Source organism: Acinetobacter sp. 22301, from assembly GCF_052045285.1.
In the GTDB taxonomy this organism is placed as follows: Bacteria; Pseudomonadota; Gammaproteobacteria; order Pseudomonadales; family Moraxellaceae; genus Acinetobacter; species Acinetobacter pittii.
Genome location: NZ_JBQEOR010000001.1, coordinates 1 through 22,955, shown reverse-complemented (window position 1 = coordinate 22,955; position 22,955 = coordinate 1). Strand labels below are relative to the sequence as shown.

Sequence of the window (22,955 nt, the reverse complement as noted above, 5' to 3'; positions counted from 1 at the left end):
TCATGGGTAATCACTTTATCCTCATGGTTGAGGACCATTTTGAACTTGCAGCAACGGTCTGCGAATTTCTTGAAGTGCATGGTTATGTTGTCGATCATGCACGTAATTTAGATGCTGCACGGACTTTTCTCAAATCTCAGCATTATCATCTTTTGTTGCTTGATATAAATTTGCCCGATGGCTCGGGTTATGACCTATGCAACTGGCTACGCATTGAACAAGGCGTTGATATTCCTGTTCTTATGCTCACAGCAAGAGATACTTTAGATGACAAACTTAAAGGTTTTACTGCTGGCACAGATGATTATTTGGTAAAACCTTTTGATTTTAATGAACTAGTAATGCGGATTCGTGCATTAATAAAAAGAGCAGCTGGCGAAGTCACTCACCATAAAATTCAAATTCACGACTTAATTCTTGATAGCGCAACTCAAACCGTGGTTCGTGCCGGAAATAATATCGAGTTACCCCCTATTCAATTTAAACTATTAAAAATTTTGATGCGCCAGTCTCCAAAAGTGGTAACCAAGCAAGAACTGATGATGGAATTATGGGGTGATGAAGAGCCTGAAAGTGATGCGTTACGCAGTCACATTTATAACTTAAGAAAAATGGTTGATAAACCTTTTGACCCAAAGCTATTACATACAGTGGCAGGTGTCGGTTTAAAAATTGCTTTGGAAGATTCCGCGACTTAACTTAAATAGACCACAACAATTAAGCCTGTGGTTGGCTCCAAATCGAGTTCAGGATGAGTGGTTAAATAATATTGTCGATCAAACAGCTCCACTCTCCATCCTAGTTGTTTGCAAAGCTTTTGTACCAATTGCAAACCAATGCCATGGCCTTTAGCCTTTAAGGAAAGTTGTGAATCGCTGAGCTCTTGCACCTTTACATCGTTAGGTAAAGAAATTCCAATTCCATTATCTGCAATAATCAGGCTGTTTTTTTGTTGAATAATGTCGATTTGTGAACCTTGAGAATAGTTCAGGGCATTACGTAAAATATTACCTAAAACCATTTGAGTCATCGAAGGAAATAACCAACGTGGCTGCTCAGAAACGTCAGGTTGAATATTAATCTGTATCCCTTTACCTACACTCACCGCTTCTAAACTTTCAACAAGATCTTTTACCGTTTTGGATAATAAATTTTTCTCAGACGGCAAGCTTTTTACCGTATTCCGAGCAATAGCCAGTAAGGTATCGACGAGCAACTGCATATCTTCAATTGTGTTATGAAGACGGACCAAGGATTTATCGTCTCCATATTTCGCCTGACAAAGTTGCACATTACCTTTCAAAATGGTGAGTGGAGTGCGTAACTCATGACTTACATCACCAGTAAATTCTCTTTCGCGTCGAATAAAATCACTTAAAACCTGATGATATTTTTCTAAAGCTTGTTTGAGATATTCAGCTTCCATATTGCCATTGGTATTAATATCTCTAAAAGGAGATGCCTGAGTATCTTGATGTGCCCAATCAATATTCTCTAAAGCATTCGCTAAACGCGTAATCGGGGAAAAATAGCGTCTTGCTCTTCGGTTTGACCACCACAAAAAGCTATATAGAACAGATAAGCTGAACATCAGTGGAGCGAGACCAAATAACCAGATCAGCTTATTAACATTGCTTTCGCCAAATACCAACAGAACATGTTGACCATTACGCTCACCATAGACCGTCATTCGTTCTTTACCATCAACGAATACTCGGTGCACGCCACTTTCTAAATGCATGCCCCGAAAAGGTTGAGGCGCGACCTGTGTATTCCACCGATATCCATATAAATTTTTGGTATCTGGTAAATCAGCATTTGGGTTACGTTCTATACGTAACCAGTAATGCTCCATTTCCTGTTCTAAAGCGGTTTTAAGTAAAGAACCCTTAATCACCCAAGCACTACAAGCCAACCCGACCACGATCGATAATGCAATCAGACCAATCTGCAACCAGTAATATCGATTGAACATTTGGGCTAATGGATGTCTCGTTTTGCCATCATGTCGAGTTCTTATCATATCTTTATCGCCGGGATAGGCTATAGAAATTACTTTGATCGCTTTTTAAATAAAAAGTGACCAATGACCCATTCTTGACCTTGCTCAAAACCAAATAACTCAGCACAAGCCATAAAGAAAATACGCCAGCGTTGCCACCAAATATTGGCATCTTTTCCATAGATTTTTTTAAACAGGGGCTTTAGTTCGACTTCTTGGTTATCCATGTTATCAAGCCAAGCATTTGCCGTTCTCATATAGTGCTCACCCGACCACTGCCACTGTTGAGCCAACTCTAAATGCTCTTGAAAATGCAAAAAAGTTGAAGTCGAAGGCATTAAACCGCCAGTAAAGAAATACTTGGACATCCAATCATAATCTGATTTCACTTCAAAAGGATAATGTAAAAAGCGATGGCAAAAAATATGACACCAAAGTAAGCCGTCTGCCTTTAACCAGCTCTGAATTTTTTCAAAAAGAAGTTGGTAATTACGGACGTGTTCAAACATTTCGACCGATACAATACGATCAAACTTGTCTTGGTCTAAGTCGAGTACATTCACATCACAGGTAAGCACTTCAATATTGGTTAAACCTCTCAATTCTGCTTGTCGAAGAATATGCTTTTTCTGAGTGGCAGAATTTGAAACAGCTGTAATCTGTGAGCGCGGATAGTTTTCTGCCATCCACAAAGTTAAAGAGCCCCATCCACAGCCTAACTCTAAAATCTGTTGATCGTTTTTAAGTTGTGCTCTTTCACAATAAATCTGAAGAGCCAACTCTTCTGCCTCATCTAAAGTTGTGGTTTTAGTCGGGAAATAACATGCACTATATTTGAGTCTTTTTCCAAGCACCGCCTGAAAAAACTCGGTCGGCAATTCATAGTGCTGCTCGTTTGCCTTATCCGTTTCAACCGCGATTTCGCTCTTCTTCAGCATATTAAGCACATCCATGTAGCGCTGTGCTCCTTGTTCAGGGTCATAACGGCCTTCTTGGATTAAGCGCTTTTTACTTAAAGCACGAATTGCAGCTCGAATGGCATGATCTGGAATCACACCACTTTCAACAATTTTCAAAGACTGATGAACAATAAAATCCATATGCGCACCTATTTTTTGGGTTTTCGCGGAATAAACATTGACGTTTTTTGTTGATAATCAAGATAATTTTGACCGCGACTTTTAATTGCTTGTTTTTCACTAAATGGAATACCCGTGACGTAATATAAAAATAGCCACATCAGTAACGGATAAATCCACAATAAATATTGGCCTGCCGCTAAACCAATAATTGGATAGGCAAACCAGTGTAACCATTCAAAAAAATAATTGGGGTGACGTGAATAACGCCATAAACCCTGATCCATCGTTTTGCCATGATGATCTGGATTTAATTTAAATCGGTATAACTGCTGATCAGCGAGTTGTTCTCCAATGAAAGCAATTGCCATGATGACAGCAGCAATTACTAAAGCGACTTTATATCCACTACTCCATTCAGTTGCCTCTACATTGAGGAGCATCCACATCGGCAAAAAGAACAAAAGCACTAAAAGTGTTTGAAAGATAAAAAAGAATAAAAAGCCAATATGCTGAAACTTACCCATCGCTTTACGCATGCTCGCGTAACGGCCATCTTCTTTTTGTTCAGATTGATAACGTCTTAACAGGTGCCAAAATAATCTTAAAAACCATAAACCGCTAAAAATACCGATAAAAAGACGCACTTCAACTGGGGCAACTGAAATGAGTAAAGAAGACACGATAATGTTTACTGCCAGACAGAAACTCCATGCAGCATCTACTATTCCAGCTCGGCCATTTAGAGTGGCAAGTAGCCAGCTCAGCAACATGATCATTAAATCTAGAATCAGTAAATTCCAAAACATGAGCAGTCTCCTTACTTGAGCTGTTTGATTTAGTAACTGGTACTTTCAAACAACAAGTGAACATTGCTTATCACGCCTTCTTTAAAACCGCCTTCGCAATAACATAAATAGAAATCCCACATGCGAATGAAGTTTTCATCGAAACCCAGAGCCAATACTTGTTCCCGCGCTGCTAAAAAACGCGCTCGCCAGTGATGAAGTGTTTGTGCATAACTTAAACCAATATCATTTAAATGTTTTAACCTTAAACCACTTTCAGAAGCAGTTTGAGTTAATACACTTATGCTAGGAATGAAGCTACCCGGGAAAATATAGCGCTTAATATAATCAACTGTATTTAATGCTTTTTTATATCGGAAATCTTCAATGGTAATGGCTTGAATAAATGCCAAACCTTTCGGTTTTAAGAGTGCTTTACATTGATCAAAGTATGTCGATAAATATTGCGCACCAACCGCCTCAACCATTTCAATTGAAACCAGCTTATCGAACTTGCCTTCGAGCAAACGGTAGTCTTTAAGTTGCACATCAATTCGATGTGCCAAGCCAGCTTCATTTACACGAGTAACGGCTTCATCATATTGAGCTTGTGAAATGGTAATGGTGGTTACTCTACAGCCATAATGTTGAGCTGCATAAATGGCAAAACCACCCCACCCACTTCCAATTTCAACCAAATGATCTAGCGGTTTTAAATCTAACTTTTTACAAATGATCTCTTTTTTTAAATCAGATGCTTCTTCGAGGGTCATGCTTTCATTTTCGAAAACTGCGCTCGAATACATTAAAGACGGATCTAGAAATAATTTAAAAAAGTCATTGCTTAAGTCGTAATGCTCAGCAATATTTTTACGGCTACCACTTATAGAATTCTTTCGATTTTGATACCAAGCTTTAAGAAAAAACTGGCTCGCTTGAGCAATAACATTCTGGTTGATTTGGTCCAATACAGCTCGGTTACGTGCCAAGATCTGAATCAACTCGACAAGGTGCTCGCTGCTCCAGTCACCACGAATGTAGCCTTCTGCTGCTCCCAAAACACCATTTTTTAAAATAAGATCCATCAATAAAGGATTGTGAACTTCAATCACAGCATGTAAGTCTGAAACTTCACCGACCGTCCCATTCCACGTGCCCTGAAAAGTGATCTGTCCATGACGTAGTTTGAGAAGACTCTTAAGCAATAACGGTAGTGAGTCATCTTCACCATAAAGAAATGTTTTTATCATGTCTTATCTACCTTGATCTTTTTAGGATGACGATAAAATGGAACTTTTTTTCGCCACAACTTAAATGCCTCTAAATATATTGAAAACAACATTTTAAAAGGCGCTAAGCTGTTCATAAGAGCATATCGATATTGCTGTGAAGGAAATGTGATGGGCACAAGCTCAAAACGCATAGTGGCATCAAAGACTTGTTTTTGCTCTTCAAAAAGCTGCATATGAATGACATTCTGCTGATCTGAAAAACTAAATCGCCAACGGTAAGTCAACTGCATGGGCATGAACGGCGAAACATGAAATGATTTTTCAAAGTTAAAATCAAAACTTTGATAGTCACCCAACTGACCTTGTTGTTTTATACAGTCGTGTGTATAGACTTTTCGTTCATTCCACGGAGTATTGGTGATTTCACTAAGAATAAAGAGCGGTTTTCCAGCTTTATTTAAAACAAAATAAAATACGACCGAATTAAACCGAAAACCTAAACAACGAGGCAAAGCCAAGACTCGAATTTGCCAGTCTGGCCGAAGATGTAAGTGATTATTTTGCAGTATCGCTTTCTCTACTCTATCTCTTATAGAACCGCGATACATATTTAAAAAATCTTTTTCAGATAGTTTTAATAGATTCCAGTGGTCGGTCGACCAAAGTGAACAATCTTTTGTGATATCAACTAATTGATCTGGATCGAACCATAAATAATTTAAGGTCGATCTAAACTCATGTGGTTTAGGGCTATAACGCCGATGACGAATAAACGCAGGAGCGATAGCAAGTTTATTTAATAACATTTGAAAGCTCCTTATTTATTCTTATAACGCTAAGAGTTGCTCAACAACACGTGCTGCACTGCGGGCACCGTCTTCATGAAAGCCCCAGCCCCAATATGCTCCACAAAATGAAGTACGATTTTGCCCATTAATTTCGTGCCAACGAGATTGAGCTTGAATCGCTTTTGCATCAAATACGGGATGTCGATATTGCCGCTCAACCAAGATGTCTTCGACTTTGATTTTCATATTCGGATTTAAAGTAGAAAAAATTTGAGTAGCGCAAGGTAAATTCTGCAAATTATTCATCCAGTAGGTAAAACCATAATGTATGTCGGACTCATCGTTTTGAACTTGAGATTTTGGTGTTACATGTACATGCCAGCTTGCCCACTGCAAACGGCTTTTAGGCATAATTGAAAGATCACGATGGACGACCATTCGATTATCTTGATAACCAAATTGACTTAATATTTCTTGTTCAAGCTCTGACGCATCTTTAATTAAACTTAGGCTATCGTCAGCGTGGCTTGCAAAAATCACCCAGTCATATTGCGATTGCCCTTCAACGGTTTCGATCAACACAGTTTCTGATGAACGACTCACAGCTTTTACTTCTGCAAATTTCCACTCAATGGATCGGCATTTCTTTTGAATAGCACGGATATAGCTTGCCGAACCATGTTTAACTGTTTGCCATTGTGGGCGGTCTTTTAACTGCAACATGCGGTGATGTTGAAAAAAGCTCACGACAAATCGATATGGAATTTGTCCTACTTGCTCAACGGGTGCCGACCATAAAGCACCGCACATCGGATAAAGATGCTCATAACGGAACTCATGACTATATTTGTGAAGGTCCAAATACTCTTCAATCGATAAATTAGGATCAATATCTGCCACATCTATATCTTTATTGTCATCATAAAAACGCAGCAAATCTGAGAGCATTTGCAGAAATTTTCGGTTTAAAAAGTTCTGCGGACGGGCAAAGAGCGACCATTTTTTTGAAGGATTATATTGAAGTCCACTGACCAGATTATTCACAGAAAAACTCATATCGCTGCTTTGAGTTTCTACGCCTAATTTTTTAAGCATGTCGGTAAATAACGGATAGTTATAGTCATTAAACACAATAAAACCACTATCTACCGCGACTTTAGTGCCTTCTATCTCTAGCTCGTGAGTATCAGTATGACCGCCAAAATAATTATTTTTTTCATACACAGTGACTTGATGTTGTTCTGACAATCTCCAAGCTGCGTAAAGTCCAGATATACCCGAACCAATAATGGCAATTCTCATAACACTTCACCGTTTTCAATTTTTTCTATCGATAAATTTTTAATCTTTTTGTATTGATAAACCTTGTCTGGTACTGGCTTTAGCCCCCACACCAAACCAAATATAGACATCAGTTTGAGCACATAAAAAGTGATATCAATCTGCCACCAATAAAAGCCTTGACGCACACTACCCGCGTAAAAGTGATGGTTGTTGTGCCATCCTTCGCCCAAGGTAATTAAAGAAAGTAGGAAGTTATTACGGCTATCATCTGGGGTGTTAAACTCACGTGAGCCATAACGATGAGCGAGTGAATTAATACACAAGGTTGCATGTGTTAATAGAACAGTGGAAATCACAAATCCCCACACTAAAAGTTGTAAGCCATTGGTGCCCAACTCAGGGAAATGTTGTGCAAGCCACGAACCTAAACCATAAATTGCTAAGGCCGTCAAAATCACAATAGGCAAACTAAATCGATCTAGCCAAATTAGCTCTGGATATTTCAACCAGTCTTTAATGACTTTTTTTCGAGTAGCAAAATTTTGCTCATTTAAAAACCAGCCTACATGGGAATACCAAAAGCCTGCTTTTGCTGAATGCGGGTCCTGATCGGTGTCGGTAAAGTGATGGTGATAACGGTGATGGGCTGCCCACCATAAAGGTCCGCGCTGCGCACTCATGGTTCCGATCAGTACAAAAATGAATTGAACAATACGTGATGTCTGAAAAGTTTTATGCGAAAGATAGCGGTGGAAAAAAGCAGTAATTGCAAACATGCGAAGAAAATAAAATCCAAGCATGAAGATCACCGCAAACCAAGATACGCCCACCCAAAACGCAGCTAAACAAGCGATATGCAATAAAATAAAAGGAATAATTCTTAACCATTGAATGTTCTTTTCAATGACATATTCGCTAGAAGTACCCACTTGCGCATTTTCTGAATCTGACCAGCTATCGATCCAGCGCAGAAAAAATTTAGACATTGATTCTTCCTGATCTAAAGCATTTCTTTTGGTTCTAATTTAGAAAATACGCAATGAATTTTATGTGAAGTTCACTCAGTTACGAGATAAATATAAGCATCTATGCAACCAGCACTTCGCTATTTAGACTGTGTTGTTTTAACCAGTTTAGAAACGTCGTAGCCATAGCTTTTTGCGGTTTGCAGATAAGACTGATATGTCGCCTCATCAAGTTGAGGGCTACGAGAAAGAATCCATAAATATTTATGGCTTGGGCCACCCACTAAAGCAACCTGATAATTTGGGTCAACTCTTAAAACCCAATAATCGCCTTTTGTAAAAGGAATCCATCGGAGGCCAGAGGGTAAAAAGCTCACCTTCAATTTACTGTTGCCTTCATTTTGCGGATAGGCCACACCTTCAGATGAGATCATTTCGCCTTTTTTAGTCGTACAGCTATTTAAAACACCAACGGTTTTGTCCGCGTTAATAGAATAGTTTGCAGTTGTATTGGCTACACAATTACGCTGAAAAAACATAGGTAAATGTGCAATTTCATACCACTTACCTGCGTATTTATTAATATCGATAGAATCAACGGCGACAGGTTTAGTATTGGTGTCGGCAAAGGTGCTCAAAGGAAGCATTAAACTGACCGCTGCAAGGCTGCTGCTAATGACAAGTGATTTAAATAATAGTTTCATGATCGCCCTCTTCTGTTTATTTCATACGTTTAAACATACGTCAGAGGGCTGTGAACAAAGTGTGAATTTTAGAAATTAAGCAACATTAATAAGGATTTAATTGTATTTCTTTGCAGCATCTGCAAATGGAAAATCAACCTCAAAGCACACCCCCTCGACGGTGTTATAAACTCGATAGCGGCCATCATGTAGATCCATAATTGAAGCAACAATCGACAAACCTAATCCACCTGTTTGATTCTCATCACTTCGACTTGAATGGCATTGGTAGAATCTTTCAAAAAGATGCTCAAGTTGATGTTCAGCAATTGAAATACCACCCGTTACCACAGTTAGGCTGACCCATTGCCTATGTTCAATCATCTTATGTTTTGTTGCGATATAAATAGTTCGCTTGTCACCACCGTGAACCAACGCATTTAAAATCAGGTTATAAACGGCTCTTTGAAAAAGCTCAGGATCTGCAAATAACGTTTGAGCTTCTAAGTTACAACTAAAATGACAGTCTTGTTCCTCGGCCTGATATTCAAAAATCTGGCATAACCTATCCATAACATCTTGGATATTTATTTCTTGTTTATTTACAAGCACCATTTTCTGATCGGCTCTTGCCAAGAAAAGCATGCTATCAATCATGCGTTTTAATCTATGGTAATCGTCTAAATGAGAAACCAGTAAATCTTCATATTGCTCAACCGAACGTTCGCCCGTTAAAGCAATCTCGGTTTGCCCAATCAGATTATTTAAAGGTGTGCGGAACTCATGAGCGATATCTTCAGAAAAACGGTTGAGCTGGGTATAGCCCTTTTCAATACGCTCAAGCATGTGGTTGATATCTTTTGAAAGCAGATCAACTTCTAAAGGTGAATTTGGGAGGTTTAATCGGTTCTGTAGCTGATTTGCATTAATAGAATGAGTTTGCTTGCGAAGCTGTTGTAGCGACCGTAAACCAAAATGACACGCTAAAATGCAAAGCACAAAGATTGCAAATACCCCCCCGACCACATACATCAAGAGACTTTCTTGAAAAGGTAAAAGAATGTTGATGCGTTCCGACCACTGTTTACCTGCAATGAGCAGATAAGGTTCGTTATTAATTTTTATGGATTTCCAAGCAATGCGCGTTGGATATGAGTTGTTAGCTAAATCTTGAAATTGAAGACTGTCGCGCTGTGCAAGTTCAGGTAACTGAATATGGAGCGGATTGATATTAATTAAAGTTTTATCTTTATGGATGAGCAGAAACAAGTTGTCTTGGTTGCCGAGCATGTTTTGATACAGCTTAGGACGCGCAATGATTTGCTCTACATTTTCGCTATCTTGCAACAAAATTTCCAAACGGTTAATTCGCTCTGCTAAAGCTTTATCTTGCTGCTTCAATAAAATCTGGTTAATACCCAAATAGGTCATAAAGCCGACGGAACATAAAATTAAGGCAGAACAAAGCGTGACCAGTAATGTAATACGGACTTCAAGAGAACGTAGAAATTTAAAGTTCATAAGCTAACCGAAATTTTATAGCCCAAGCCACGTATGGTATGAATGAGTTTTAACTCATATCCCTCATCAATTTTGCTTCGTAAACGGCGTACTGCAACGTCAATAAAGTTAGTATCAGTGTCAAAGTTAATGTTCCAAACTTCGGAACCAATTTGTCTGCGTGTCACGATTTGCTCTTTGTTGAGCAATAGATAACGCAACAAATTAAATTCGGTTTTACTCAGCTCAATTAAGTTGCCACTACGCCATACTTTATGACTGACCACATCCATTTTTAAATCGCTAATAGATAGCTCATTTTCTTGCAGATATTGCTGTCGTCTTAACAGACTTTTGATACGTGCCAATAGTTCAATATAGGAAAAAGGCTTAGCCAAGTAATCATCTGCACCCAACTCTAACCCTTTCACTCTATCCATCACCTGATCTTTCGCCGTTAAGAAAATCACCGGAATTTTTGAAAACTGGCGTAGAACCTGTAATACGCTCCAGCCGTCTATGTCCGGCAACATGACGTCAAGAATAAGCAAGTCATATTGATCTCTCTTTAGCATTTCCAAACCTTGCAGCCCTAAGTGAACACACTCCGCTTGATATCCAGACTCTTTTAATCCTTTGACCAAATAAGTGGCGATCTTGATCTCGTCTTCAATAATAAGGATACGCATTTTGTAGAGACTCATTTGAAAGATGACAACTTTGTAATGTGATTGTCATGCTTGAAATTAAGCAATTTGTTTAAGATTTTCAAAGCGACTTAGAGGCAATCATTATGAAAAAATTGAACTGGCTGATGTTAACAGTCGTGCTATTCGGTAATAGTACTTTTGCACAGCCCCCTGCTTTGAATCAAGTTTATTCATTAGATTTCAAAACTGCCCACCTGTTAGCCGACAGTGCGAAAGAGGCATGTAAAAAACTAAACCAAAATATTGCGGTTGTTGTTGTAGATCACGGCGGTAATCCTTTAACTGCCGAACGGCATGAGCTGGTAGGTCCACATAATTTAATGGCTGCCGAGAAAAAAGCCTATACCGCGTTAACAACCAAAACATCGACCTTAGTTTTAAGCCAAAACAGTAACCAGAACCCCGATGCAAAAAATTTAACTACCGTAGCAAATTTACTTTTGTTAGGCGGTGGCGTACCTGTTCGTTTTGGGAACCAAGTGATCGGAGCCATTGGGGTTGCAGGTGCTGGCGGTGCACAAAATGACAATCAATGCGCAAGCAAAGCCATTGAAACCGTTTTTCATTCATAAGGAGTTCACCATGACTAAATCATTTATTGCTTTATCTTCGTTATTTATTGCTTCGGCTACATTTGCACAAACTAATCCGCTAAGTGTGCACGTGTTAAATCTAGAAACGGGTTTACCCTCTTCTCAGGTTGAAGTCGTTTTAGAGAAAAACACCAATAACCAATGGGTTAAGCTCAACCAGCAAGTGACCGATTCAAATGGTCGTATTACTGCGCTCTATCCAGAAAATAAAAAACTAGAGCAAGGTGTTTATAAAGTTACTTTTAAAACTGAAGACTGGTTTAAAAAGAACAAACAACAAACTTTTTTTGCCGAAGTACCTGTAATTTTTAAAGTCGATGGAAGCGTAAATCACTACCATATTCCGTTACTACTTAGCCCTTACGGTTATTCAACTTATCGCGGCAATTAAAATAAAAAACCCCTTTATCTGTTATGCAAAAATAAAGGGGTTGGTTAAAAGCAATTTCTACAATTCAACTGAGACCCTACATTCGTAATGATCTTAGTAGAATGCAGTTTTCCTAATTTACGATGAACCATTAAGAATAAGCGAACGGTGAGCGCTTACCCCTGCCATCATTCCATCTGCAACTGCGAATGGTACCGAACCACCTAAACGTGCAATATCACCGCAAGCAAAAACCCCTTTTACCGTGGTGTCTTTTGTCGCGTTTGTTTTGATTATTTGTCCAAACGGCGTGTCTTCGACTTCACATCCAAGCTCGGCCAGCCAAGGTTGAGTAATATATGTACGTGTTGGAATAAACAGTCCATCCAGAGCAATAACCTTTCCATCGGTAAACACAATCTCTGCCTCACCTCTGATTTCCTGAATAAGACATGGCTCTACAATCACTCCACGTTTTTGTAAGGAAGTATGCCATTCTGTATGAATGAGTTGATCATTTCCATTAAGTAAAAGCGTGGTTGGGCCCCAATCAGGTAGCATCATTGCCAATTGTAAGCTGTGTTCTGAAGTGGCCAAGATACCGATTTTTCCTTGTTCTAATTCATATCCATGACAATATGGACAGTGAAAAACTGTTTTTCCCCATCTTTCAGCTAAACCCGGTATTTCGGGCAACTGGTCGGTCACTCCTGCCGCAATAATAATTTTTTTAGTTTGAATGGAATACACCCCATCAATACAAATACAAAAGCCTTCATCTATTTTTGCGATTTTTTTAACTCCTCCATTTTGCCAGTGAACAGTGCTATATGCTTCTAATTGTTTTTTTGCAATTTCAATAATTTCACTAGCTTGAGTTCCATCTTGTGTAAGGAATCCATGAGAATTTTCAGCAAAACGATTTCTTCTTTGCCCTGCATCAATTATCGCAATGTTTCTACGTGCACGGGCTAACGGCATTGCTGCCGATAAACCCGCATAACTGCCGCCAATAATCGCAACGTCGTACAGCATTTTGTCCACCCTTAATAAGTAACTTATGAAGTTACATTAATGCTTTTTATTTTAATTTGCAACTTTTCATGTTACATTTTATATATTCTATTAATCGCGCTGTTTTTTGTGCTTATGCGTACCGACAATAAACTTTCCCGAATACTTCATGTGCTTTTACATATGGCGAGGCAAAATCGCAGTTTTACTTCTGAAGAAATTGCAAAAATGCTATCAACTAATCCTGTAGTTATCCGTCGTACCATGGTTGGATTAAAACAGGCTAACTTCGTACAGTCAGAAAAAGGACCTGGTGGTGGTTGGCACTTAATAGGAGATATCGAAAAAATTACGCTTCTTGATATTTATAATGCTGTTGGTGAACCAACAATTTTTGCAATGGGCAATGAAAGAAAAAATCCGGAATGTGCTGTAGAACAAGTTGTCAATGCAGCTCTAGATTCAAGTATTCAAGCTGCACAGGCGATTTTAATTCAGCGTTTAAAAGACACTACCCTAGCCGATCTTGCAAGATCATTTGATCAAATCTGTATTGAAAAAGGATGGGATTTAAAACACTCACATTGAGTAATTTTTTCCTCACGTGCTTTTAACTAAAAAAAGCTCCTTAAATGTAAGGAGCTTTAATTTGAAGTGATTTCAAAATTCTTAACTACGAACAAACACCATTGCTAATAACCAATTTTTTGTTTGAATCTAGCGCCACAATTGAAGAAGAAACCGTATTAATAATTTGGGTCATCGCTTCACTTGAAGCATTCACAATACCTTCCATCTTTTTAGCTTTTTGATCAATCGGTTGCCTAAAAGCAATTCGACAATTGAGCTGAGATCCTGCATTCGTGATGACTTTTGCATTATTTGACTCTAATTGAGTGGGCGGTATTTGACGCTTCACCACCCAAGACACCGCAATATTAATATAGCTTTTATCTACAATATCAAAATGAGAAAAGTCTGTAGAAACTCGATATAAAGGCTGATTGTTTCCAGCTAGCCCACTGCTATAACTGTCAATTGCCCCTAATTTTTGCTGTAAACCCGCCGACAAGGTATCGCGTAATTGCGTACCCATGGTCGATGTCCAGCGTTCATTGTTTAACACCGTAGACTTACCACTACTGTCTTGAAGTACCAAAGGCGCACGGTCCAATCGGTCTGGAATCCCGACGGGTAATACCTCAATCACCTGCACAGTTGATTTTGTAGCCGCAGTAATTTTAGGGGACATCGTATAATAGTTTGGCGTTGGCGAACTCGAACATGCCGTCATGGCAACAGCCGTTAAAAACAGGCCGCTCCCAAGCAGCCAGTTGGCTGCTTTAGGATGTTGAAAAGGTAGAATGTTTTTATTTTTCATCATCGGTCTCTGGTGTTTTACCACGAATAATTGATTCAGGATGTTGCTCAATATAGTCTGCCATTAACTGTAAGGAAGCAGCCGCACGTGTCATTTGTTGCAATGCTTTACGTACGTCTTGCTGTAACGGCGCATCACTCGACAAAATAGACTCTGACGATCTTACAGTTTTACGAACATCGTCTAAGGTTGCTTGTAAACCAGGTGCAACTTTTCCATCTAACTGTTTAACCAGTTTGTCGGTAGACTCAATGGCTGTGTTCATATTGTTGAGCGTTTTACGTACATCTTGCCCAATCTCAACTAACGGGAATTTAGTTAACTTGTCAGCAATCTGAGAAACTTGTGCTTGTAAGCCACTCAGTTCAGTTGGTGTAGTCGGAATCACCACACGGTCATCACTCAAAATTTGTAATGTGGCTGGTTTAGCTTTAGGGAACTTATCTAGGGCAATGTAGTTTTGACCCGTGAGAAGGTTGCCTGTTCTCATTTGAGCACGCCATCCATGTTCAACAAAATCTTTGAAAATATTGCTGTTTGGATTGAGTGCCTGTCCATTCTCAACGCGTGACGGATAGATGACCGCCTCAACACGCATACGAATCTGCTTATAGTTATTATAAAACTCTGCATTAATCGATTTAACATTACCAATTTCAATGCCCATGAAATCAATTGGCGCGCCAACAGACAGTCCACGTAATGAATGATCAAAGTACATAATCACACCACGAGGTTGCCCGTCAGGTTCTTTTAATGCCTCAGATTTCGAGTCCCACAGATTAAAGCGACTATGATTTGCCGCTGTAGTAGCACGCGAGCTTTCAGGAATTCCAAAAGCAATACCGCCCGCGACAATACTTGCCAGAGATTGAGTATCTAAACTAAATCCTGAAGCATTCAGGCTCACATCGATCCCACTCGCCTGCCAAAAACGTGCATCTGTGGTGACAAACTTGTCATATGGTGCACGGATAAAAGTTTGCAACTCTACAGTTTTACCATCATTTGACAATTTATAGGCTGTAATTTGGCCCACATTAATTCGACGATAATAAATTGGGGAACCGACATCTAAAGACCCCAAGTCATCTGCATTTAAGAAAAATTCTTTACCCGGCACATCGGAAGTAATCACTGGCGGTATTTCCAAGCCAGTAAATTCGAGTTTTTTCTCTTCCGACTTACCACCATCCACTTCAATATATGAACCTGACAATAAGGTGTCTATTCCTGAAACCCCACTCGTCCCAATCCGTGGTCGCACAACCCAAAACCGTGAATCTTTTGCGGCAAAGTTACTCGCATCTTTACGCAAATCAATTCTGGCAATCACGTGTGAACGGTCTTCTGAAAGATCAATCTGGCGTACTACACCAATATCCACCTGTTTATAACGGACCGTTGTTTTACCCGCGACCAATCCCTCAGCCGTCCTAAAAGATACGTCAATTGTAGGGCCGTGAGACAAGAGCGCTTTTATCGCTAATGAAAGCGCGATTAAAAGAGCAATCAATGGAATGAGCCAAATTAAAAGAGGCTTCCACCGACTTTTCTTTTCTTGGGGTTCTGGCAAATCATTCATGCTATCCAGTTCAACATCCGGATCACGACGATCTGAGTTACCAGGGGTTATTTCATTTTCAGACATACTCATTGTTCTTTTATTGACTGGGATTAATAGAATCATTATTCAACGGCGGATGTTCTGCCTGAATAATCTTGGTTTTGTTTGAGGCAAAAGAAGAAGGCTTATTTTTATTTTGAGATGCGTAGAAGTTATCCCAAATAAGCCGTGGGTCAAAACTTAACGATGCAAACATGGTTAACACTACAACTGCACCAAAAGCAATCGAACCCGGCCCTGCTAAAATCGTAGCAAGCGACTGAATCTGAATGAGCGCTGTTAAGAGTGCCACCACAAATACATCAATCATTGACCAACGGCCAATAAACTCGACAACTCGATATAATTTAACGCATTGCTCAGGTAAAAACTTCCAAGCTGAAGATTGTTGAAGATATACCGCCACCAATAAAAAATACAAAATCAGTAGCTTTAGCATGGGAATAAAAATACTGGCCATAAAAATGACCACTGAAACCAGATAGTCTCCACTTTGCCAAAAGTAAATGACTCCACTCATGATGGTATCTTGCTGGCTACCCAACAGTGAGTCCGTCACCGTCATTGGAAGTACATTGGCTGGAATATAGAGAATAGTCGCAGCCACCACTAAGGCAAAAGTTCGATTTAAACTTGCTGGCTTACGTGAATGCAGTACGCTATTACAGCGAATACAACGTAACACCTTATGGCTTTGGTTGAGTTGTCTCTTTTCATTTTTCGCAGAATTTACGACACCACAGCAGTGACAGACAATCAATGAGAGATCTTTGGCTCTTGGGTATTGCTTAAGCACTGACCCTTGCTGCGAGCTTTGTGTTTGGGTCACATTTTTTATCGTTTTCATGGCAGTGACCTATCAATTTCGTTCCATATATCACTCACCTTTATGGAAGTAATATAGACCAACAATACACTTAAGATCGCAAATGCCCATAACGCAATCTCGGGAATCACCAACACCATTCCTATTAACTTCACAAGCGTGACCAAGATTCCGATTAAGAACACCTCAACCATTCCCCACACTCTCATAAAATAAAGTGTACGTAAGGCAAACACTAAAAATGTAGGTCTTTTCTTCAATACACTTACTGTGCCCAACACATAGGAAAGTAATAACAGATAGGAAAGCGGCACAATAAAAGTAGTAATTAAAATAAGAATGCCAACAAAAGCCCGATCATAATGAAACATTACCCAGACCGCACCCAGTAAGGTGGTTTCAGAGATGTTGCCCTGCAATTCAATTTTTACAATAGGAAAGCTATTAGCAATAATAAATACAATTAATGCCGTTAATATTAAAGCCAACAGTGTCGAAAAAGGTTTGGTGTGCCGATAGAGTTCAGCACCGCAGCATAAGCAATAAGCTCTTTTTCCATAAGCAAGCGGGGTTCTACGATAGACAGTATCGCATTCCTCACAACCTGCTAATTCTTTAAGCTTCATAGTTATACTCTGAGATTTATAGTTTTAACTGTGTCACACAAAACTCTTTTTATTACTAAGGTAAATTAAAATATAAATCAATCGAAAAACTATCCAAGTCATCATAAATTTTGAGATGAAAATTACCGTGTACTGTTCAATATATTATTGAAACTGCTGAATAATCTGTACAAATTCTGTGGCCAAATTAAAATAGAACCTAAAAGTCAAAGGCTTAAGCTGAGATAACACAGTTTTATGACCAACATATCTAAGATCAGCATGTGACAGCACGAAACCATCAAAAATTTAGCATTTCTGAACAGTACGGCATGTGAGTCATTGGGAAAACAGTACGAAAGAATAGCGTATTGGTTATACACGCGGACAGAGATTTACTTAAAAATATGAGCAGTCATAGAGTATTTCTAAAGTTTTTTAATACCTATAACCCTCTCTTTTTAATATGATAATTTTAATTAAGATATAAAACAAAAATATTAATCACTTCTATATTCAAATATACATTCCATTTAAGAACGGCAATTTCAAATCTTATATTTTTCTTTAAAAATAAATGTCATTATAAAGATTAATTTAAATATATTAAAAATTAATTTATGCGACATAATTATCAAAAAATTGATTTTAAGTAGATTGTTTTTTAATTTATATAAAAATTAAGACCAGCCTAACAATTAAAAATTAATCACTTAAATATCAATAAACTAAAAATTAGTTTTCAAGATTAGATATAAGCAATACACTTTAATCTCATAAAATATTCTTTATATTATTGTAAATAAATTTTACCTTTCATTAAAAAATTAATAGTTGATTTAAACACTCAGAATTACCACCATACCTTAGTTCACACGTATTTTAAGCGCATTATTTTTTATAATTAAACTTAAGAAAACCACTAAACCTGAAGGTTTGCTTAAGTAATTTTCATACTGTATTTTAAAAATGAAAAATAAATAAATTTATATATTAAAGATAGAGCTAATAATAAAAGTGAGATCAAAATGATTGAATGGTTACAAGGTGTTTTAAAGCACAGCCCCGAAATATTATTGTTCTTATCACTCGCAATAGGCTTCTGGATTGGACAATTCCAGTTTGGAAAATTTCAGTTTGGTGGAGTCGCAGGCTCCTTACTCGTCGCAGTTGTTTTAAGCCTTATTGGCGTACCTGTCGATAACGGCGTTAAAGCAATTTTATTTGCTCTCTTCATTTACGCAGTAGGCTTTGAAAGTGGTCCACAGTTTTTTAAATCACTGGGTCCACAGTCCATAAAAGAAATTTTATTAGCAGTATTCATGGCAGTGTGTGGTTTAGTCACTGTTTTAGTAATGGCTAAAATTTTTCATCTCGATAAAGGCTTGGCTGCGGGTCTCGCTGCGGGCGGCATGACTCAATCAGCGATTATTGGGACTGCGGGAGATGCAATTTCTAGACTCGATCTCCCACTCGCAGAAATTCAAAGACTTCAAGCAAATGTCGCGATTGGCTATGCGGTCACTTACATTTTCGGTTCATTGGGAGCAATTATTGTCTGTGTGAATATCTTGCCTAAATTTATGGGTAAAGAAATTCACGACGATGCTTTAAAAGCTCAGAGTGAGCGGCTAAAAGGTGCTTTTGAATTAGCCCCAGGCCAAGAACTGGCAATCCCGGAAATTGTTGGCCGTATTTATAAAGTTAAACAAGCCAATGGGCAAACTATTGCGGAAATTGAAGCAAAAGAGCCGAGTATTACGATTGAACGGTTAAAACGTAAAGATCAGTTTATTGATGTCGCTCCCGAGCTAACTTTACAAACAGACGATGTCATCTTATTGGTTGGTCGCCGTGCCAGTGTGGTTTCAGTTGCCGAGCAAATCGGTAGCGAATTACAGTCATCGCAAGGTATGGAAATGATTATGGATACCAGTGATGTCATCCTAAGAAATTCCAAATATCTCAACCGCACCTTAGGAGACATTAAGGCCAATACGCCTGCGTATTTAAAGCACGGTATTTATGTACTTGCAATTAAGCGTAAGGATGAGCCACAACCTTTAAGTGATGACACTGTTTTACGACAAGGCGATGTGGTCACTGTATACGGAACAAAAAGCGACCTCGACCGCTTGGTGAAAGAAGCAGGTAAAGCCCTACCTGAAAGCTTAAAAACGGACTGGATTTTCCATGGTGCAGGCCTTGTGGTCGGTTTGGTGATTGGTCTTTTTGTGATTCGTTTGGGTGATGTGCCATTAACGCTAGGAGCAGGTGGCGGAGCTTTACTATCAGGTCTTCTGTTTGGTTGGATTCGAAGTCGAAATCAAGTGCATGGCAATATGCCTTTAGCGGCTTCACAGCTTCTTAAAGATTTGGGTCTTGCAGGCTTCGTTGCTGCCGTCGGCTTACAATCAGGTTTACAAGCAATTCAAACCATTAAAGAAAGTGGTCTTTCACTCTTTATGATAGGAGTTGTGGTAACACTGGTTCCTCTCCTACTTTCCATGCTCTTTGCTCGTTATGTTCTGCGTTATGACAACGTTGCAGTAATGGCAGGTGCACTATCTGGTTCACGCAGTGCAAACCCTGCATTTGGTGCAATTTTAGACAAAGCAGGAAACTCGATTCCGACCGTTCCATTTGCAATTACCTATGCCCTAGCAAATGTGTTCTTAACCTTACTCGGACCACTGATCGTAGGCTTGGCCTGATTTTATACATTGAATTAGAAATTTTATTCATCCCACTATAATTAAGGAGACGTCCCATGGGGAAAGTCGATTATTCTAAATACGCAAAACTCAGCCCATTTGAACTAAAAGATAATTTAATAGAATTAGCTCAAAGCAGAACTGACCGAATGATGCTAAATGCTGGGCGTGGTAATCCAAACTTTCTTGCTACCATCCCACGTAGAGCGTTCTTTCAACTGGGTTTGTTTTCTGCGACCGAATCCGAGTTCTCGTTTTCATATATGCCAGAAGGTTTAGGTGGCTTCCCGCGCCCCGTTGGACTCCAGTCACGTTTTGATAACTTCATTTTGGAAAACCGTGACAAACCCGGTGTGGTCTTTTTAGGCAAAGCCGTATCTTATGTGCGCGACCAGTTAGGCTTAGATCCAGATCTTTTTTTACTTGAAATGGTTGAAGGGATTTTAGGCTGTAACTATCCAGTGCCAGACCGAATGCTTCGAGTCAGTGAAACGATTATTAAAGAGTACGTCTTAAGAGAAATGGGCGTACAAGGCATGCAAAAAAGAGACTTAGATTTGTTTGCGGTTGAAGGCGGAACAGCCGCAATGGCCTATATTTTTAACTCATTAAAAGAAAATAAAATTATCAAAAATGGCGACCGTATTGCCATTGGTAGCCCTATTTTCACGCCATATCTTGAGATTCCAAAACTCAATGACTACCAGCTTGAAGAAGTATTAATTGAAGCCGACCCTAAACTCGGTTGGCAATATCCAGAGTCGGAGCTTAGAAAGTTAGAAGATCCGTCTATTAAAGCATTCTTTTTAGTCAACCCAAGTAACCCACCATCGGTGAAAATGAGTGATGAAGGACTTGCGATTTTGGCCGATATCGTCAAAAAGCGCCCTGATCTGATTATTTTGACCGATGACGTTTACGGTACGTTTGCAGATAACTTCAAATCACTTTTTGCAATCTGTCCTGACAATACAATTTTGGTTTATTCATTCTCTAAATACTTTGGTGCGACTGGTTGGCGACTCGGTGTCATTGCACTTTCAAATAACAATGTGCTTGATAAACAAATTGCGAACTTATCGAAAAAAGAGAAGAAAGAGCTTGAAGAGCGCTATTCATCTTTAACTACCGACCCAGCAAGCATTAAGTTTATTGACCGTTTAGTTGCCGATAGCCGAAATGTTGCTTTGAACCATACCGCTGGTCTGTCTACCCCGCAGCAAGTTCAAATGGTTTTATTTGCACTATTTAATATGATGGACTCACGCCAAAGCTATAAAAAAGCTGTTAAATCTGTTGTTCGTGAACGCGATGCAGCACTTTATAGACAGCTTGGTGTCGAGGTTCCAACAGATCCGAATGCTGTGGACTACTACACCCTAGTCAACCTTGAAAACACATCACGGACTCTCTATGGAGATGAGTTTGCCGATTGGGTTATGAAAAATAAAAATCCGACCGAGCTATTATTTAGAGTAGCAGATGAAACAGGTGTGGTTTTATTACCCGGTTCTGGCTTCGGTGTGCAGCACCCTTCTGCCCGTGCATCTTTAGCTAACCTGAATGAATACCAATATGCTGCAATTGGTGATTCTCTAAGACGCTTTGCAGATGAAGCTTATGCAGAGTATTTAAAAACTAAAAAAGGCAAATAAGCACCTATATACAGTGAGGCTCTAGCAGCCTCACTTTTTCCTTTCTGTTCTTTAATTTGCTATTTCAGTTTTTCAATTTAAGCATTTATTTTTAAAAAGTAAGTCAGCAACTCATCAGGCTCTTCATTTTGGCTTGAATCTAAAAGACCAAAAATCGCACCATCAATCATAAATACAAAAATATCTGACTCTTCATACGTAGCCCTTTTTTTAGATTCTCGCAGAACCCAGAAAATTTCATTTTTAAGCCATCGCCTATAGCGAATTGCGGTTTGATATGCATTTGGATAAAGCTGTTTAATTTCAAAAATCGCTTTAAACAACAGATAATACGCACCTTTTAAGTCCGCATGTAAAAGGTAAATTTGTCTAAGCGTAAGAGACAAATCTGGATATTGACGAGATTCACTTACCGCTCTCACTTTTTCTTTTAAGTGTTCTTTTTGAACCAACAAACACATTTCAATTAATCTTTCTTTGGAGTGAAAGTAATTGTAAAAAGTGGCTTTAGTCATCTTGGCTTCACTAACAATTCGGTCTACCCCGACCTTGTTAAAGCCATATTGTTTAAATAAATCTGCTGCTGTATAAAGCGCTCGAGTTGCTCTAAATGAAACTTCTAAATTTTTCATGTATACCGCTTAAAATAATTTTTTGTTGTATATAAAAGAGATAGAAATACCGTCACTCTTAAAATGAGTGCTAAATACAGGCATGCAAAAGCCCCACAATAATGGTGTGCTCACCTATCTCTGGTTTATTGTTGCTATGTTTTAGTCGTAACGATTCTTAAGGTGTAGAAACCTAAAGTCGATTACGTCGTTTTAAAGACTGTTTAAGCGGTATGGGTAGAGAGAATTTGGCAAAGGCCAATAAAGAAAAAGAATTAGTACGCATAGAGGACTCCTCATGTCTAAAGAAGTTCTACCGAATTACTGTCAAATAATTATGGTGGCAGAACGAGAGAAGGTTGACAGACTGGTTAGACGCCAGCACACCCGAAGGTGTCCCTCTCCCGTCCTGAACTGCACCCCATAAGTTAGACTTTTAAAACTTATGAGGTGTGCTCTATGCCAATTCCGAAGCATTCAAAAGAGTTAAAATTAAAAGTCATTCAAGCTTATTTAGAGGGAAGTAAA

General features: G+C 38.9%; 22 protein-coding genes and 1 pseudogene. 7 read left to right on the top strand and 16 right to left on the bottom strand.

All coding sequences use genetic code 11. The features are described from left to right. The first annotated feature begins 2 nt into the window (after positions 1-2). Entirely contained in the window at positions 3-698 is a 696-nt protein-coding gene (locus ACTJJH_RS00115) for a response regulator transcription factor (protein ID WP_039758477.1), read from the top strand. Here the strand turns inward: ACTJJH_RS00115 and ACTJJH_RS00110 are convergent. The 10 genes from ACTJJH_RS00110 to ACTJJH_RS00065 all read right to left on the bottom strand — a co-directional run bounded on the left by ACTJJH_RS00110 (position 695) and on the right by ACTJJH_RS00065 (position 11,010). Further along, positions 695-2,023 (bottom strand): sensor histidine kinase, encoded by a 1,329-nt coding sequence (locus ACTJJH_RS00110; RefSeq protein WP_440600522.1) that lies wholly within the window; start codon positions 2,021-2,023, stop codon positions 695-697. The genes ACTJJH_RS00115 and ACTJJH_RS00110 overlap by 4 nt on opposite strands. Positions 2,024-2,052: 29 nt before the next feature. Next, on the bottom strand, positions 2,053-3,102 hold the full coding sequence (locus ACTJJH_RS00105) for an SAM-dependent methyltransferase (protein WP_440600521.1): 1,050 nt from the start codon (positions 3,100-3,102) through the stop codon (positions 2,053-2,055). Between the two features lie 8 nt (positions 3,103-3,110). Next, positions 3,111-3,890, bottom strand: coding sequence for a DUF1295 domain-containing protein (locus ACTJJH_RS00100; RefSeq protein ID WP_060464694.1), 780 nt, complete (start codon positions 3,888-3,890; stop codon positions 3,111-3,113). Positions 3,891-3,919: 29 nt separating this feature from the next. Further along, entirely contained in the window at positions 3,920-5,119 is a 1,200-nt protein-coding gene (locus tag ACTJJH_RS00095) for an SAM-dependent methyltransferase (RefSeq protein ID WP_271055755.1), read from the bottom strand. Continuing rightward, on the bottom strand, positions 5,116-5,907 hold the full coding sequence (locus ACTJJH_RS00090) for a DUF1365 domain-containing protein (RefSeq protein WP_440600520.1): 792 nt from the start codon (positions 5,905-5,907) through the stop codon (positions 5,116-5,118). Before ACTJJH_RS00090 ends, ACTJJH_RS00095 begins: the two co-directional genes overlap by 4 nt. A 21-nt stretch (positions 5,908-5,928) precedes the next feature. Next, positions 5,929-7,191: an NAD(P)/FAD-dependent oxidoreductase gene (locus ACTJJH_RS00085; protein ID WP_304396038.1), complete on the bottom strand. Its 1,263-nt coding sequence runs from the start codon at positions 7,189-7,191 to the stop codon at positions 5,929-5,931. After that, the gene (locus tag ACTJJH_RS00080; RefSeq protein WP_440600519.1) at positions 7,188-8,159 is read right to left on the bottom strand and encodes an acyl-CoA desaturase; all 972 of its coding nucleotides are present in this window, start codon (positions 8,157-8,159) and stop codon (positions 7,188-7,190) included. Before ACTJJH_RS00080 ends, ACTJJH_RS00085 begins: the two co-directional genes overlap by 4 nt. Positions 8,160-8,278: 119 nt before the next feature. Then, positions 8,279-8,842 (bottom strand): lipocalin family protein, encoded by a 564-nt coding sequence (locus ACTJJH_RS00075; RefSeq protein WP_000770558.1) that lies wholly within the window; start codon positions 8,840-8,842, stop codon positions 8,279-8,281. A 96-nt stretch (positions 8,843-8,938) separates the two neighbouring features. Continuing rightward, a complete protein-coding gene (locus ACTJJH_RS00070) occupies positions 8,939-10,342 on the bottom strand; it encodes a heavy metal sensor histidine kinase (protein WP_320123654.1) in 1,404 nt (467 codons plus the stop codon). Then, positions 10,339-11,010: a heavy metal response regulator transcription factor gene (locus ACTJJH_RS00065; protein ID WP_005123675.1), complete on the bottom strand. Its 672-nt coding sequence runs from the start codon at positions 11,008-11,010 to the stop codon at positions 10,339-10,341. The genes ACTJJH_RS00070 and ACTJJH_RS00065 overlap by 4 nt, the downstream gene beginning before the upstream one ends. 125 nt (positions 11,011-11,135) lie before the next feature. Between ACTJJH_RS00065 and ACTJJH_RS00060 the strand changes: the two genes are divergently transcribed. Both ACTJJH_RS00060 and uraH read left to right on the top strand, forming a co-directional pair. After that, positions 11,136-11,603, top strand: a complete 468-nt coding sequence (locus ACTJJH_RS00060; RefSeq protein WP_081309271.1) for a GlcG/HbpS family heme-binding protein — start codon at positions 11,136-11,138, stop codon at positions 11,601-11,603. 10 nt (positions 11,604-11,613) lie between these two features. Then, entirely contained in the window at positions 11,614-12,015 is a 402-nt protein-coding gene (gene uraH / locus ACTJJH_RS00055; RefSeq protein WP_000167347.1) for a hydroxyisourate hydrolase, read from the top strand. Between the two features lie 117 nt (positions 12,016-12,132). Here the strand turns inward: uraH and ACTJJH_RS00050 are convergent, their stop codons facing one another. After that, positions 12,133-13,038, bottom strand: coding sequence for an NAD(P)/FAD-dependent oxidoreductase (locus ACTJJH_RS00050; protein WP_014207182.1), 906 nt, complete (start codon positions 13,036-13,038; stop codon positions 12,133-12,135). Between the two features lie 105 nt (positions 13,039-13,143). Here ACTJJH_RS00050 and ACTJJH_RS00045 point away from each other — a divergent pair, with 105 nt between their 5' ends. Then, a complete protein-coding gene (locus ACTJJH_RS00045) occupies positions 13,144-13,596 on the top strand; it encodes an Rrf2 family transcriptional regulator (protein WP_025466502.1) in 453 nt (150 codons plus the stop codon). A gap of 85 nt (positions 13,597-13,681) precedes the next feature. On the opposite strand, the gene ACTJJH_RS00040 is transcribed toward ACTJJH_RS00045, so the two are convergent. From ACTJJH_RS00040 to ACTJJH_RS00025, 4 genes are read right to left on the bottom strand one after another with little or no spacing between them, the layout of a single operon-like run. Then, a complete protein-coding gene (locus tag ACTJJH_RS00040) occupies positions 13,682-14,389 on the bottom strand; it encodes a PqiC family protein (protein ID WP_320123653.1) in 708 nt (235 codons plus the stop codon). Then, complete coding sequence (locus ACTJJH_RS00035; RefSeq protein ID WP_081309635.1) at positions 14,379-16,046, bottom strand: PqiB family protein; 1,668 nt, start codon at positions 16,044-16,046, stop codon at positions 14,379-14,381. The genes ACTJJH_RS00040 and ACTJJH_RS00035 overlap by 11 nt, the downstream gene beginning before the upstream one ends. Positions 16,047-16,053: 7 nt before the next feature. Then, positions 16,054-16,863 carry a paraquat-inducible protein A gene (locus ACTJJH_RS00030; RefSeq protein WP_372549756.1) on the bottom strand — a complete coding sequence of 270 codons (810 nt, stop codon included), beginning with the start codon at positions 16,861-16,863 and terminating at the stop codon, positions 16,054-16,056. After that, the gene (locus tag ACTJJH_RS00025; RefSeq protein WP_002116639.1) at positions 16,860-17,468 is read right to left on the bottom strand and encodes a paraquat-inducible protein A; all 609 of its coding nucleotides are present in this window, start codon (positions 17,466-17,468) and stop codon (positions 16,860-16,862) included. The genes ACTJJH_RS00030 and ACTJJH_RS00025 overlap by 4 nt, the downstream gene beginning before the upstream one ends. A gap of 1,007 nt (positions 17,469-18,475) precedes the next feature. Here ACTJJH_RS00025 and aspT point away from each other — a divergent pair. After that, complete coding sequence (gene aspT / locus ACTJJH_RS00020) at positions 18,476-20,161, top strand: aspartate-alanine antiporter (RefSeq protein WP_060464706.1); 1,686 nt, start codon at positions 18,476-18,478, stop codon at positions 20,159-20,161. Between the two features lie 56 nt (positions 20,162-20,217). After that, positions 20,218-21,816 carry a bifunctional aspartate transaminase/aspartate 4-decarboxylase gene (locus tag ACTJJH_RS00015; RefSeq protein WP_002116631.1) on the top strand — a complete coding sequence of 533 codons (1,599 nt, stop codon included), beginning with the start codon at positions 20,218-20,220 and terminating at the stop codon, positions 21,814-21,816. A gap of 77 nt (positions 21,817-21,893) precedes the next feature. Here the strand turns inward: ACTJJH_RS00015 and ACTJJH_RS00010 are convergent, their stop codons facing one another. Beyond that, complete coding sequence (locus tag ACTJJH_RS00010; protein WP_068528162.1) at positions 21,894-22,448, bottom strand: TetR/AcrR family transcriptional regulator; 555 nt, start codon at positions 22,446-22,448, stop codon at positions 21,894-21,896. Between the two features lie 438 nt (positions 22,449-22,886). On the opposite strand from ACTJJH_RS00010, the pseudogene ACTJJH_RS00005 reads away from it, so the two are divergent. Continuing rightward, a pseudogene (locus tag ACTJJH_RS00005) lies at positions 22,887-22,955 on the top strand (helix-turn-helix domain-containing protein); the annotation flags it as partial.